Origin of the sequence: Pseudomonas sp. UBA3153, from assembly GCF_002364635.1 — a bacterium.
GTDB classification, from domain to species: domain Bacteria; phylum Pseudomonadota; class Gammaproteobacteria; order Pseudomonadales; family Pseudomonadaceae; genus Pseudomonas_O; species Pseudomonas_O kuykendallii.
The window spans coordinates 1-13,290 of record NZ_DEYR01000027.1 but is presented as its reverse complement, the minus strand read 5'-3'; the positions used below and the strand labels follow the sequence as shown (position 1 = coordinate 13,290).

The window sequence follows — 13,290 nt, the reverse complement described above, 5'->3', positions numbered from 1 at the left end:
GGTCAGCGTGCCGGTCTTGTCGAAGGCCACGTCGGTGATCGCGTGGGCCAGCTCCAGCGCTTCGGCATCCTTGATCAGGATGCCGTGGCGCGCGGCGACGCCGGTGCCGGCCATGATCGCGGTCGGCGTGGCCAGGCCGAGGGCGCAGGGGCAGGCGATGACCAGCACGGCGACGGCGTTGATCAGCGCGGTTTCGATGCCGGCCCCAGCGAGCAGCCAGCCGGCCAGGGTGACTACGGCGATCACCAGCACCGCCGGGACGAACACCTGGCTGACCCTGTCCACCAGCTTCTGGATCGGGGCCTTGGCTGCCTGGGCGTCCTCTACCAGGCGGATGATCCGCGCCAGCACGCTTTCCCCACCGAGCGCGGTGGTGCGTATCAGCAGGCGGCCCTCGCCGTTGATCGCGCCGCCGGTGACCCGGTCGCCCGGGCGTTTCGGCACCGGCAGGCTCTCGCCGCTGATCAGCGCCTCGTCGGCGTGGCTTTCACCTTCCAGCACCTCGCCGTCCACCGGGAAGCGTTCGCCGGGCAGCACGCGCAGGACATCGTCCAGGCGCAGCTCGGCGATGCCCACCTCCTCTTCACGACCCTCCACCAGGCGCACCGCACGTTCCGGGCGCAGCGCTTCGAGGGCGCGGATCGCCGCGCTGGTCTGGCGTTTGGCGCGGCTTTCCAGGTACTTGCCGAGCAGCACCAGGGCGATGACCACCGCCGAAGCCTCGAAATACAGGTGCGGCGTGTGGCCGGGATGCGCCGTCCACCATTGGTAGAGGCTCAGCCCGTAGCCGGCGCTGGTGCCGAGGGCGACCAGCAGGTCCATGTTGCCGGCGCCGGCGCGCACCGCCTTGAAGGCGGCGACGTAGAAACGCGCGCCGAGAATGAACTGCACCGGCGTGGCGAGAAGGAACTGCAGCCAGGCCGGCAGCATCAGGTGCAGGCCGAACGGCTGGGCGAGCATCGGCAGCACCAGGGGCGCGGCGAGCACCAGGGCGAGGATCAGCGCCCGGCGCTCGCGGCGCAGCTGGCGCGCGGCGGCATCCACGGTCGGCGCGCCTTCCTCGATCGGCCGAGCGTGGTAGCCGGCCGCTTCGACGGCCTTGATCAGCGCGGCCGGCTCGACACTGCCGAGCAGTTCGAGATGCGCGCGTTCGGTGGCCAGGTTGACGCTGGCGCTGCGCACGCCGGGCTGTTTGAGCAGCGCGCGCTCGACGCGGCCGACGCAGGAGGCGCAGGTCATGCCGTCGATAGCCAACTCCAGGCGCTGGCTAGGGACCTCATAGCCGGCTTTTTGCACCGCGCCGATCAGGTCGTCGAGGGCGACGCCGTCGGCTTCGACATGCGCGCGCTCCAGCGCCAGATTGACGCTGGCCACGCTGACGCCGGGCACCTTGCCCAGCGCGCGTTCGACGCGACCGGCGCAGGACGCGCAGGTCATGCCGGCGATGGGCAGGTCGTAGCGAAGGGGCGGGCTGGGCATGGGAGACTCCTGAATGACCGATGACCCCATGCTCAACCTTGCCCCCCGGGCAAGGTCAAGCGGAAGCGCGAAGACTCAGCCGCGCGCCGCCGGCAGCATCGCGGCGAGCACGCCGTCGCGTTTGCCGTAGTGGTGCACCAGCGCCATCAGTGCGTGGCCGAGGATCATCGCGAAGAGCAGCCACTGCGCGGTGACGTGGAACCACTTGGCCGCCGCGCGGGTGGTGTCGGACAGCGGCAGCGGCTCGAGGGGGATCAGCCAGAACAGCTCCAGCGGGCGTTTGCCGAACAGCAGGCCGGAGAGCGGCATCAGCACCAGCAGCAGGTACAGCAGCGCGTGTCCGGCCTTGGCCGCGCGCTGTTGCCACACGGCATCGCGCGGGAGTATCTGCGGCGCGCCGTGGCGCGTGCGAACCAGCAGGCGCAGCACGGTCAGCGCCAGCACGGCGAGACCGAGGGATTTGTGCAAAACGAATACGCCGCCGGTGCCGCCGAGGAAGTCGCCGAAGAAATCGCGACCGTAGGGCAGGGCGATGATCAGCCCCATCAACACGGCGGTGAGCCAGTGCAGGGCGATCTGGGAGTTCGAGTAACGGGCCATTCTGTGTTCCCTCATCATTAGCAGGCTAAATATACCCTGCTGTTTTGAAGGGGGATACGCAAACGCCGGTCACGAGGCTTTTGTACCGAATGTTGCCGCGCAGTCAGCGGTTGCCGGCCTGCAGGTAGTAGCCGCCAACGCCGAGCGCGAGGTCGTAGTGACGAATCTCCCCGGCCCGCAGGTCGATGCGCTGGGGACTCCGACGGAGCATCCCCGGTTTGCACGGGCCCGGCCCGCTGATCGAGTCGACACGAATCGATAGCGCGCCCGGCGGCAGGTTGAACGCCGCCTCCTGTCCCGGCATCAGCCGCGCCGCCAGTTCGTCCTGCAGGTAGACGCCGATGTCGCACAGGCTGGCGAGTTCGAGGCGGTCGCGCGAGACGATCAGCACCGCGTAGCCATCGGGTTGCTGGGCGCTGACGGTCGGCGGCAACCCGGCCAGGCAGGCGAGCGTGAGGGCGATCAATGAACGGCGCATCGGCGTTACTCCTGAGACAGGGACAGCCTTGACCTTGCCATGAGGTGAAGGTCCAGACTGCAATCACTTTCCTTAGAGGAGTTGATTCCATGCAGATATTCAAGGTTCAAGGCATGACCTGCGGCCATTGCGTACGTGCGGTGACCGGAGCGTTGAAGGGTGTCGATCCGCAGGCGCAGGTCGAGGTCGATCTGGCGGCCAAGGAAGTCCGGGTGGAAAGCGAGGCCGAGGCGCAGGCGCTGATCGAGGCGATCCGCGAGGAGGGCTATCAGGTCGACGCCGCCTGAACAGGCGCGGTGTGACAGCGACGGCAGCCGCGGACCGGGAGTCGCCGCGCCTGCGCAACGAGGTGTAATTCGCCGGTGGTCTGGGTACCCTTGTCGGTCAGGGCGCGTCAGACGCCGGCCTGCCGCGTCCGCGCGCGGCGGGCATCCCGTATCCCCTGGAGATGCCTACGCATGCCGTTACGCCTGCTGTTGATCCTCGGCTCCCTGAGTGCCTTCGGGCCGATGGCCATCGATTTCTACCTGCCCAGTTTCCCCGCCATGGCGGTCGCCTTCGGCACCGACGTGGAGCATGTGCAACTGTCCCTGGCGGCCTATTTCGCCGGTCTGGCCATCGGCCAGCTGGGCTACGGGCCGATGGCCGATCGCTTCGGCCGGCGTGGGCCGCTGTTGTTCGGCGTCGGCCTGTTCACCCTCGCGTCCATTGCCTGCGCCCTGGCGCCGAGCCTGGAGTGGCTGATCGCCGCGCGTTTCGTCCAGGCGCTTGGTGGTTGCGCCGGGATGGTGATTTCCCGCGCCGTGGTGCGTGATATGTGCGACCCGGTGAACGGCGCCAAGGTGTTCTCGCAACTGATGCTGGTGATGGGCCTGGCGCCGATCCTCGCGCCCTTCGCGGGCGGTTTCCTGCTGAACAGCTTCGGCTGGGCCTCGATCTTCGTCTGCCTGACCCTGTTCGGCGCCCTGGCCGGGGCCGGTGTGGCGCTGTGGTTGCCGGAAACCCTCTCCGCGGATCATCCCCGTCCGCCCCTGAGCGGCACCCTGCGGCGCTACCTCGGCCTGTTGCGCGACCCCGAGTTTCTCGCCTTCGGCCTCTCGGGCGGCGTGGCGATGGCCGGGATGTTCGCCTACATCGCCGGGTCGCCGTTCGTCTTCATCGAGCTTTACGACGTGCCGGCCGAGCATTACGGCTGGTTGTTCGGCAGCAATGCGGCGGGCTTCATCCTCGCCGCGCAGATCAACGCGCGGCTGCTGCGCCTGCGTGGGCCGAGTTTCTGGCTGCGCCGGCTGGTGTGGTTGTACTTCTTCGCCGGCGCGGCGCTGTTGCTGCTGGCGCTGTTCCGCCCGGCCCAGTTGTGGGTGCTGATGGTGCCGCTGTTCATCGGCATGGCCAGCCTGGGTTGCATCATCCCCAACGCGTCCGCCTGCGCCATGGCCAAGCAGGGCCAGCACGCCGGCAGCGCATCGGCGCTGATGGGCAGCCTGCAGTTCGCCGTGGCCGCTGGCGCCTCTTGGCTGGTCGGCGCGCTGCACGATGGCAGCGCGGTTCCGATGGCGTCGGTCATCGCGCTCTGCGGGCTGATCGCGGCGGTGCTGGCCTGGTTCAGCGGGCAGTTGGAGACCACCCTCGCGCACCCGTCGAACGAATAGTCCGGACACGAAAACGCCGCAGCCGTCCGGAGGGCGACTGCGGCGTTCGGGGATGCGCCCTCAGGCGGAGCGCAGCAGCCTGTGCGGCAGCGGGTGCGGGGCGTTCAGGCGCGTTTGCAGGGTGCTGACGAACTGGCGGGCTTCCGCTTCGTTGCGAAACTGCACGGCGAAGCCGTCGAGTTGCACCTGCCAGCGCCTCGAGGGGGTTCCGGTGTCGCGGACCGAGATCTTCATGCCATAACCTCCCGAAAAGGTGGAATCTGCAGGTTAGGCGCGAATCCCCGGCAGCCGCTGACCTGAGTCAAGCAGCCGACGAAACGCCGCTCTCCACCGTAGCCCTCAGAAGCCTTCCAGCACGATCTTGCCCACCGACCTGTTGCTCTCCAGCAGGGCATGGGCGCGGCGCAGGTTGGCGGCGTCGATGCGGCCGAAGTGCTCGCCGACGGTGGTGCGCAGCACGCCCGAATCGAGCAGCCCGGAGACCCGCTCGAGAAGCCTGTGCTGCTCGATCATGTCGTCGGTCTGGAACAGCGAACGGGTGTACATGAACTCCCAGTGCAGCGACAGGCTCTTGCGCTTGAGCTGGCGGATGTCCAGCGACTCCGGGTCGTCGATCAGCGCCAGTTTGCCCTGCGGGGCGAGCGCTTCGACGATCTGCGCCAGGTGCTGGTCGGTGTGGGTCAGGCTGGCAACGTGGGTGACCTGGCCGACGCCGATACGCTGGAGTTCTTCGGCCAGCGGCTTGCTGTGGTCGATCACGTGGTGGGCGCCGAGGCTCTTCACCCATTCCTGGGTTTGCGGCCGCGAGGCGCTGCCGATCACCGTCAGCCCGGTGAGCCTGGTGGCCAGCTGGGTGAGGATCGAACCGACACCACCGCTGGCACCGACGATCAGCAGGCTCTGCCCGCGCGAGGCCTCGCCCTCGGCGATCTGCAAACGCTCGAAGAGCAGCTCCCAGGCGGTGATCGCGGTCAGCGGCAGCGCTGCGCTCTGGGCGAAGTCCAGCGATTGCGGGCGGTGCCCGACCAGGCGTTCGTCGACCCGGTGCAGCTCGCTGTTGGCGCCCGGGCGGTCCAGCGCGCCGGCGTAGAACACTTCGTCGCCCACCTTGAACAGGCTGACCTCGGCACCGACCGCCCTGACCACGCCGGCGACATCCCAGCCGAGCACCTTGGGCTGGCCCGCCTCAGGCTGCACGTTGCGGCGGATCTTGGTATCCACCGGGTTCACCGAGATCGCCCGCACCTCCACCAGCAGGTCGCGCGGGCCGGGCGTGGGCTCGGGCAGCTCGATGTCCTGCAGCGATTGCGGATCGTCGATGGGCAGCGACTGGGTGTAGGCGATGGCTTTCATGAGGGTTCTCCCGTGAGGTTTTTCGAAGTGAAGGCATGCTCGCCTATTTTCGGGATTGTAAAAACCCGGTAGGAATAGAGTCTGTTTCAACGTGGAATTGAAAATGCTTCGTCTGGATGACTTGCAGGTGTTCGTCCGTACCGCCGAGCTGGGCAGTTTGTCCGCCGCCGCGCGGCTGCTCGATCTGTCGCCGGCTGTGGCCAGCGCCGCGCTCAAGCGCCTGGAGCAGGAGCTGGCCAGCCGGCTATTCACCCGCTCCACCCGCAGCCTGCGGCTGACCGCGGAAGGCGAGCAGTACCTGGTGTTCGCCCGCAACGCGCTGCAGAACCTCGCCGAGGGGCGTGACCTGTTGCTCAGCGGGCGCGCCGAGATCGGCGGCCTGCTGCAGCTCTCGGCGCCCTCCGACCTCGGGCGCAACCTGCTGTTGCCCTGGCTCGACACCTTCCAGCAGGCGCATCCGCAGCTGCAACTTCGCCTGCTGCTGGGCGACCGCAATGCCGACCTGTTCCGCCAGCCGGTGGACATCGCCCTGCGCTACGGCGCGCCGGAGGATTCCAGTCTGGTCGCGCTGCCGGTGGCGCCGGGCAACCGCCGGGTGCTCTGCGCGTCGCCCGAGTACCTGGCCGCGCACGGCGAGCCGCGTCGCCTGGAGGACCTCGGCGCACACAACTGCCTGCTCTACATGATCGCCGGGCGGCTGCACGACCGCTGGAGCTTCAGCGATGGCCGCCGCGAACGTGGCGTGACGGTGAGCGGCGACCGCAGCAGCGACGATGCCGACGTGGTGCGCCGCTGGGCGCTGGCCGGGCGCGGGCTGGTCTACAAGTCCTGGCTGGATGTCGCCGCCGACGTTCAGGCCGGCCGGCTGCGTGTGCTGCTTTCGGGCATGCCGGGCGACGCGGCGCCGCTGAACCTGATCTGCGCGCACCGCGCCCAGCTCAACCGTGCGGTGCACCTGCTGCGCGAGCACGTGGCGCGGCACTGCCAGGCGCTGCTGGCCAACGCGCCCTTCGCGGCGTGAGTGCGGAGCCTGCGGCAGGTCATTTGCCGCTTTCGGGTCGGGTGGTAGAGTCGCCGGCATGACCTTCTCCCGCCGCCATTCCGCGTCGCTGCTCGGGGCGCTGCTGTTCAGCGTTCTGCTCGGCGCATTCGCCAGCAGCCTGCACCGTGGGCAGATGAGCGGCTTCGACCTCGCCGGCGTCGGTGGCGGCTTCTGTTCGGCGCTGGGTAACTCCGGCGCAGCGCTGAAGGAAGGCGGCGACCGTTCGACGCCCCTGCTCGCCGATCTGCAATGCCCACTTTGCTCGGCCGGCGACAGCCCTTCGGCGTCGGGCAGCCTCTGGCGCCTGTTCGCCCCCGCGGCTGTGGACGTCACGTCCTCCGCCATCCCCCCGCGCACGCCGGCCGCGCCTCGCGATGTCTGGCCCTCGGCCAATCCGCGCGCCTCCCCGCTCTTCCTCGGCTGATTACCCGCTGACCGCGCAGCGCCGCTGCGACCGCGATCCGCGCCACAAGGCGCCCGTTTTCCGATTTCGAGGATTCACCATGCTGAAGAAAGCTCTCCTGCTGGCCACGCTCTGTGCCTGCGCCCTGAACGCCGCCGCCCATGAATACGAGGTCGGCCAGTTGCACATCGACCACCCGTGGTCGCGCGCGATGCCGCCGGTGGCGCCGACCATCGCCGCCTATTTTGTGGTGCACAACAAAGGCAAGACCGCCGACCGCCTGCTCGGCGCCGACACCCCGATCGCCGCCCGCGCCGAACTGCACGAGCACGTGCACGGCGCGGACGGGATGATGAAGATGCAGCAGGTGCAGGCCGTGGACGTGCCGGTCGGTGGCGAAGCCCGCTTCGCTCCCGGCGGCTACCACGTGATGCTCTTCGAGCTGAACAAGCATCCGGCGCTGGGCGAGCGCTTCCCGCTGACGCTGCACTTCGAAAAGGCCGGCGACGTGCAGGTCGAGGTGGCGGTTCAGGCGGATGCGCCGGCGGCGGGGATGAAGATGGACGGCGAGCACAAGCACTGAGTCGCAGCGCCGTTCGGTGCCCTTGGTGCGCACGGCGCACCCTACGGGTGTTGTAGGGTGCGCCGCGCGCATCGCTGGCGGGGTTACGCCAGGCGCGCGTCCAGGCTGTTCTGCGCCAGGCGCCTGGCCTGGTCCTGGGTCATGCCGAGGCTCTCGTGCAGGGCCTGGAAGTTCTCCGTGACGTAGCCGCCGAAGTAGGCCGGGTCGTCCGAATTCACCGTCACCTTCACGCCGCGCTCGAGCAACTCGAGGATGTTGTGTTGGCTCATGTCGTCGAACACGCAGAGCTTGGTGTTGGACAGCGGGCACACGGTGAGCGGAATCTGATCGTCGATCAGTCTCTCGATCAGTTTCGGGTCTTCCGCGGCGCGCACGCCGTGGTCGATACGGCTGACCTTGAGCAGGTCCAGCGCTTCCCAGATGTATTCGGGCGGGCCTTCCTCTCCGGCATGAGCGACGGTGAGGAAGCCCTCGGCGCGGGCGCGGTCGAACACGCGGCGGAACTTGCTCGGCGGATGGCCGACTTCGGAGCTGTCCAGGCCGACGGCGACGAAGGCGTCGCGGAACGGCAGGGCCTGGTCGAGGGTGGCCTGGGCTTCGTCCTCGCTCAGGTGCCGCAGGAAGCTGAGGATCAGCCCGCTGCTGATGCCCAGCTTGTCGCGACCGTCCTTGAGCGCGCCGGCGATGCCGTCGAGCACCACCTCGAAGGGCACGCCACGGTCGGTGTGGGTCTGCGGGTCGAAGAAGGGTTCGGTGTGGATGACGTTCTGCGCCTTGCACTTTTCCAGGTAGGCCCAGGTCAGGTCGTAGAAGTCCTGTTCATGGCGCAGCACGTTGGCGCCCTGGTAGTAGAGGTCGAGGAACTCCTGCAGGTTGTTGAACGCGTAGGCGCCACGCAGGCTTTCCACGTCGCCCCAGGGCAGCGCGATCTTGTTGCGCTCGGCCAGGGCGAAGAGCAGCTCGGGCTCCAGCGAACCCTCAAGATGCAGGTGCAGTTCGGCCTTGGGCAGGGCGTTCAGCCAGTCGTACATGGGGGGCTCTCTCAGGCGGTTTTTGCCAGTTTACCAACCGAGGCGCGGTAAAGGGCCGCGCCGTGGTGGTCCGGGAGCGCGGCGACGCTCCCGGAGATCGCCGTCAGACGGCTTCGGCTTCCAGCTCGCGACGGTAGGCGTAGGTCGCGGCGAAGCGCGACAGCAGCCATTCGGCGCAGGTAGTCGCCGGGTACTTCGGCGGGTTGCTGGCGTCGGAGCAGTTCGGCAAGCAGGCGACCACGGTGTCCGGGTGCGGCTCGGCGAAGAACGGCATCGAGTAGCGGTGCACGCCCAGCGGGCTGATCACCCGGTGCGGCGTCGACTTGTAACGGTCGTTGCTCCAGCGCGCCATCATGTCGCCGATGTTGATCACGAAGGTGCCCTCGACGTAGGGCGCGTCGATCCATTCGCCGTTGACGTTCTGCACCTGCAGGCCGCCGGCCGGGTCCTGATAGAGCACCGTCACGCAGCCGTAGTCGGTGTGCGCGCCGGCGCCCTGCTGGTCGGGGCTGGTGGCGGTCTGGCGCGGCGGGTAGTGGATCACGCGGAAGGCGCTGACCGGCTGCTCGAAGCGCTTGTCGAAGAAGTCGCGCTCGATGTCCAGGGCCATGGCGATGGCGCGCAGCAGGGTCTTGGCCAGGTCCTGCATGTCGTTGTAATGCTGCTCGAACAGCTCGCGCCAGCCGTCCTGCTGCGGGTGACGGTTGGTTCCGCGCAGCGGTTTGCCGGCCAGCACGTCGGGATGCGACGCGGGCAGGTCGAGGCCCATGTCGAAGGTTTCCTTGAGGTCGCTGGGCAGCGCCGGGTCGAGCTGCTCGGTGGCGATGGCCCCGTAGCCGCGGTGGTGGCTGGTCTGCGTGATGTCGATCTTCAGCTTCTCTTCCAGCGGGCTCTCGAAGAAGGTCCGGGCGGCGGTGAGCAGCGCTTCGATGCGCTCGGCCGGGATCGGATGACCCTTGATGTAGAGGAATCCGAAGTCGCGGCAGGCGGCGTCGATCTGCCGGGCGACGTCGGCCCAGGCGCTTTCGTCCGGACCGTAGAGGGGGCTGATGTCGATGATCGGGAGTGAGTTCATGTGTGCTCCGAAAAGCGGGTGCTGCGAGTCTTCTCGTACCGGGCAGCGATTTGAGGTCGGACGGAATGGTCCGGCCCCTGTGTGCGGTTCTCCCCGTCGACGAGGAGGGACGGCACGACTTCTGGCGATTTTCGCAAGTTTGGCCTCGTCATTCGCGAGGCATCAATCGATTCCGACGAGGCGCCGGGCGGCGGCATGGCCTTCCCGGACGCGCGCCGCGCGTGGCGGCTGGCGTTTCCTCGACGTGAAGCGTGAAGCGTGAACGGTGCGCGGAACGCCGGGTGGCGCCGCGCGCGGTAATCGTGCCTGGCCGACCCGGTCGGCCAGGCGGGGGCTTACTTCGGCAGCTCGGCCTTGATGCCTTGCACGTAGAAGTTCATGCCGGCGAGGTCGGCATTGCTGGCGGTGACGCCGGCGGGAATGCGCACGGTGCCGGCCTGGTCCTTGATCGGACCGGTGAACGGGTGGAAGGAACCGTCCTTGATGTTGGCGATGATGGTTTCGGCTTCGGCTTTCACGTCGGCCGGCACCAGGTCGCTGATCGGCAGCTCGATGGTGTCGTCATGCAGGCCGCCCCAGAAGTCCTCGGATTTCCAGGTGCCGTCCATGACCGCCTGGGTTTCCTTGATGTAGTAGGGCGCCCAGTTGTTGACGATGGAGGTCAGCACGGCTTTCGGGCCGAAGTGGGCCATGTCCGACGCGTAGCCGATGGAGTAGACGCCACGACGCTCGGCGGCCTGGATCGGCGCGGGGCTGTCGGTGTGCTGGAAGATCACGTCGGCGCCCTGGTCGATGAGGGCGTTGGCGGCGTCGGCTTCCTTGCCCGGATCGAACCAGGAGTTGACCCACACGACCTTGATTTCGGTGCCGGGGTTGTACTTGTCCAACGCCAGCTGGATCGAGTTGATGTCGCGGATGACTTCCGGAATCGGCATCGAGGCGACGTAGCCGACGACCTTGCTCTTGGTCATCTTGGCGGCGAGGAAACCGCCGACGTAGCGGCCTTCATAGGAGCGCGACAGGTAGGTGCCGAGGTTCTTGTCCTGCTTGTAGCCGGTGGCGTGATCGAACACCACTTTGGGGAACTGCTTGGCAACCTTGGCGGTCGGGTTCATGTAGCCGAACGAGGTGGTGAAGATCAGGTCGTAACCGCCTTTGGCCATGTTGCGGATGACGCGTTCGGCGTCGGCGCCTTCGGCGACGTTCTCGACGAAGCTGGTCTCGACCTTGTCGCCGAATTTCTCGGCGACCGCGCGGCGGCCCAGTTCGTGTTGGTAGGTCCAGCCGTGGTCGCCAACCGGGCCGACGTAGACGAAGCCGACCTTCAGCGGATCGGCGGCGTAGGCCCCGAGTGTGGCGCTGAATCCGAGGGCGGCGACGAGTGCGCGCAGCATGGTTTTCTTCGACTTCTTCTGCATGATGGGTGAGGCTCCTTGTTCGTATGTTTTGCGTGTCGGCCCTGGGGCTGCCGGATGATTGCAAAAAGCTGACCAACTAGACAAATAACCCGGCGGCGCCGTTAGCGCGCCCGCGAACCCGGCCTCGCGCGAAGCGCGATGGGCCGGGCTGGTGCATGGGAAGCACAGGCCGCCATGCACTGGTGCGTGGCGATCATCGACCAACAAGGATTCCGGCCACCATGCTTGCGCTGCTCCGAGACGAGAAACTGACCGTGCTGGCGATCGTCGCCACGATTGCCGCCTACGCCCTGGAAGGCACGCTGCTGGACGCCGGTCGTAGCAGCGCGCTGATCACCGCCGGCGTGCTGATCGGCGCCATCGTCTGCGCCTCGATGCGCGTCGCCCACCACGCCGAAGTGCTCGCGGAAAAGGTCGGCGATCCCTACGGCACGATGATCCTGACGCTCTCCGCGGTGCTCGTCGAGGTGGTGATCCTGGCCATCCTGATGAGCCACGAGCCGTCGCCGACGCTGGTGCGCGACACCATCTACGCGGCGGTGATGCTCGACCTCAACGGCATCCTCGGTCTGGCCGCGCTGCTCGGCGGCTTCAAGCACGGCGAGCAACCGTACAACGACGATTCCGCGCGTACCTACAGCGTGATGATCCTCACCGCCATGGGCATCTCCATGGTGGTGCCGGAGTTCATTCCCAGCGAGAAGTGGCACCTCTACTCGATCTTCACCATCGGCGCGATGCTGGTGCTCTACGGCGTGTTCCTGCGCATGCAGGTCGGCGCGCACAGCTACTTCTTCAGCTACAGCTACCCGGAGAAGAAGGTGCGCAAGGGCGGCGCCGCCGAACACCCCGCCGGTGGCAGCCGCAGCCTGTCGATCGCGATGCTCTGCGTGGGCGTCGTGGTGATCGGCGCCCTCGCCGAGGTGATGTCCAAGGCGCTGAGCACCGGCCTGGAGGGCAGCGGCGCGCCGCCGGTGATCGCCGCGATCCTGGTGGCGGCGATCTCCGCCAGCCCGGAAATTCTCACGGCCCTGCGCGCCGCGCTGGCCAACCGCATGCAGTCGGTGGTCAACATCGCCCTCGGCGCCTCGTTGTCGACGGTGATCCTCACCGTGCCGGTGATGGAGGCCATGGCCCTGTACACCGGCCAGCCGTTCGAGATGGCGATGACGCCGGTGCAGACGGTGATGGTGCTCATCACCCTGATCGTCGCGGCGATCAACCTCAACGATGGCGAGACCAACGCCATCGAGGGCATGACCCACTTCGTGCTGTTCGCCACCTTCATCATGCTGTCGCTGCTGGGGCTTTGAACGCTCGGGCCGCGTGCGGCGGTCGTCAGCAGACGCCATAGCCGATCTGCAGGCGCTTCAGGTGCCGCCGGTACTGGATGCTGCTGAGGTCCGCCGGCTGGCTGACTTCCAGCGTGGTATGCAGCGGCAACCGCACCGGCCGCTGCGACTCGAGGATCGGCACGTCTTCCTGCAGGATGCTCCGGTTGAAGGCGATCACGTCCGCCTCGCTCACCGCCTCGACGTAGTCGTAGCTCAGGTGCATGCGCAACTGGCTGCGCTCCTCGTCCAGCGGCACCACGAACAGGCGGATCACGTCGGAGGCGCGGGCGCCGTCCGCGCCCTTCTTGTGCAGCACCGCGCTGGTCAGGGCGATCAGCTCGTAGTCGTAGAGCACCTCCGACGGACCTTGCGCCTGCAGGTTGCCCTGGCGCTGGATCACCCGGCAGTCGCGGGCGATGAAGCCGTCGTCATGGGTTTCGAGGCGGTACGCGGCGATTTCCCCGTCGTCGCCGGCGCCCAGGGTGCCGGGGTGGACGAAGCCGAAGTGCGCCATGTCGAGGAAGTTCTCGATCACTCGGTAGGCATTCGCCGCCACCGTGGTTTCGCAGACCAGCAGGCTGCGGTAGGCCGGATCGCCGACCTCCGGCAGGCGCGGCGGCGGTCGCCGCGGCGTGCCCGGGCAGACCCACAGGCAGCCGTCCTGCTCGAGGCAGTGGAAGGTGCGTACCCGCGCCTGCTCCGACGGTTCGCGGCCGGGGTGCGCGGGGTAGTGGCGACAGCGGCCGGCGGCGTCGAACTGCCAGCCGTGGTACGGGCAGGCCAGGCTCTCGCCGCTTACCGCGCCGAGCGACAGCGCGGCGCCGCGGTGCGGGCACTGGTCG

General features: G+C 67.9%; 15 protein-coding genes. 6 read left to right on the top strand and 9 right to left on the bottom strand.

All coding sequences use genetic code 11. The features are described from left to right. From B2X67_RS05725 to B2X67_RS05715, 3 genes are all read right to left on the bottom strand, one after another. On the bottom strand, positions 1-1,479 hold a 1,479-nt coding region (locus B2X67_RS05725), incomplete at its 3' end, for a heavy metal translocating P-type ATPase (RefSeq protein WP_286784892.1). Between the two features lie 75 nt (positions 1,480-1,554). Beyond that, positions 1,555-2,079 carry a cytochrome b gene (locus tag B2X67_RS05720; protein WP_286784891.1) on the bottom strand — a complete coding sequence of 175 codons (525 nt, stop codon included), beginning with the start codon at positions 2,077-2,079 and terminating at the stop codon, positions 1,555-1,557. A gap of 103 nt (positions 2,080-2,182) precedes the next feature. Then, entirely contained in the window at positions 2,183-2,557 is a 375-nt protein-coding gene (locus B2X67_RS05715) for a hypothetical protein (RefSeq protein ID WP_286784890.1), read from the bottom strand. Positions 2,558-2,646: 89 nt separating this feature from the next. On the opposite strand from B2X67_RS05715, the gene B2X67_RS05710 reads away from it, so the two are divergent. Beyond that, positions 2,647-2,844, top strand: coding sequence for a heavy-metal-associated domain-containing protein (locus tag B2X67_RS05710; protein ID WP_286784889.1), 198 nt, complete (start codon positions 2,647-2,649; stop codon positions 2,842-2,844). Positions 2,845-3,015: 171 nt separating this feature from the next. Further along, on the top strand, positions 3,016-4,209 hold the full coding sequence (locus B2X67_RS05705; RefSeq protein WP_286784888.1) for a multidrug effflux MFS transporter: 1,194 nt from the start codon (positions 3,016-3,018) through the stop codon (positions 4,207-4,209). Positions 4,210-4,269: 60 nt separating this feature from the next. Here the strand turns inward: B2X67_RS05705 and B2X67_RS05700 are convergent, their stop codons facing one another. Next, positions 4,270-4,443 carry a hypothetical protein gene (locus B2X67_RS05700; protein WP_282340774.1) on the bottom strand — a complete coding sequence of 58 codons (174 nt, stop codon included), beginning with the start codon at positions 4,441-4,443 and terminating at the stop codon, positions 4,270-4,272. Positions 4,444-4,548: 105 nt separating this feature from the next. After that, entirely contained in the window at positions 4,549-5,562 is a 1,014-nt protein-coding gene (locus tag B2X67_RS05695; RefSeq protein WP_286784887.1) for a zinc-binding alcohol dehydrogenase family protein, read from the bottom strand. A gap of 103 nt (positions 5,563-5,665) precedes the next feature. Between B2X67_RS05695 and B2X67_RS05690 the strand changes: the two genes are divergently transcribed. The 3 genes from B2X67_RS05690 (at position 5,666) to B2X67_RS05680 (ending at position 7,590) form a co-directional block, all read left to right on the top strand. Further along, positions 5,666-6,583 (top strand): LysR family transcriptional regulator, encoded by a 918-nt coding sequence (locus B2X67_RS05690; protein WP_286784886.1) that lies wholly within the window; start codon positions 5,666-5,668, stop codon positions 6,581-6,583. A gap of 58 nt (positions 6,584-6,641) precedes the next feature. After that, positions 6,642-7,028 carry a DUF2946 family protein gene (locus B2X67_RS05685; protein ID WP_286784885.1) on the top strand — a complete coding sequence of 129 codons (387 nt, stop codon included), beginning with the start codon at positions 6,642-6,644 and terminating at the stop codon, positions 7,026-7,028. A 79-nt stretch (positions 7,029-7,107) separates the two neighbouring features. Further along, complete coding sequence (locus tag B2X67_RS05680; RefSeq protein WP_282340782.1) at positions 7,108-7,590, top strand: copper chaperone PCu(A)C; 483 nt, start codon at positions 7,108-7,110, stop codon at positions 7,588-7,590. An 83-nt stretch (positions 7,591-7,673) separates the two neighbouring features. Here B2X67_RS05680 and B2X67_RS05675 read toward each other — a convergent pair whose 3' ends face one another. The 3 genes from B2X67_RS05675 to B2X67_RS05665 form a co-directional block, all read right to left on the bottom strand. Then, the gene (locus B2X67_RS05675) at positions 7,674-8,621 is read right to left on the bottom strand and encodes an adenosine deaminase (protein ID WP_282340783.1); all 948 of its coding nucleotides are present in this window, start codon (positions 8,619-8,621) and stop codon (positions 7,674-7,676) included. A 103-nt stretch (positions 8,622-8,724) separates the two neighbouring features. Further along, positions 8,725-9,696 carry a 2-oxoglutarate and iron-dependent oxygenase domain-containing protein gene (locus tag B2X67_RS05670; RefSeq protein WP_286784884.1) on the bottom strand — a complete coding sequence of 324 codons (972 nt, stop codon included), beginning with the start codon at positions 9,694-9,696 and terminating at the stop codon, positions 8,725-8,727. 335 nt (positions 9,697-10,031) lie between these two features. Beyond that, complete coding sequence (locus B2X67_RS05665) at positions 10,032-11,114, bottom strand: BMP family ABC transporter substrate-binding protein (RefSeq protein ID WP_286784883.1); 1,083 nt, start codon at positions 11,112-11,114, stop codon at positions 10,032-10,034. Between the two features lie 221 nt (positions 11,115-11,335). On the opposite strand from B2X67_RS05665, the gene B2X67_RS05660 reads away from it, so the two are divergent. After that, positions 11,336-12,427: a calcium:proton antiporter gene (locus tag B2X67_RS05660; RefSeq protein WP_286784882.1), complete on the top strand. Its 1,092-nt coding sequence runs from the start codon at positions 11,336-11,338 to the stop codon at positions 12,425-12,427. A gap of 25 nt (positions 12,428-12,452) precedes the next feature. Here the strand turns inward: B2X67_RS05660 and B2X67_RS05655 are convergent. Next, the coding region (locus B2X67_RS05655) for an aromatic ring-hydroxylating oxygenase subunit alpha (RefSeq protein ID WP_286784881.1) at positions 12,453-13,290 on the bottom strand (838 nt) is incomplete at its 5' end.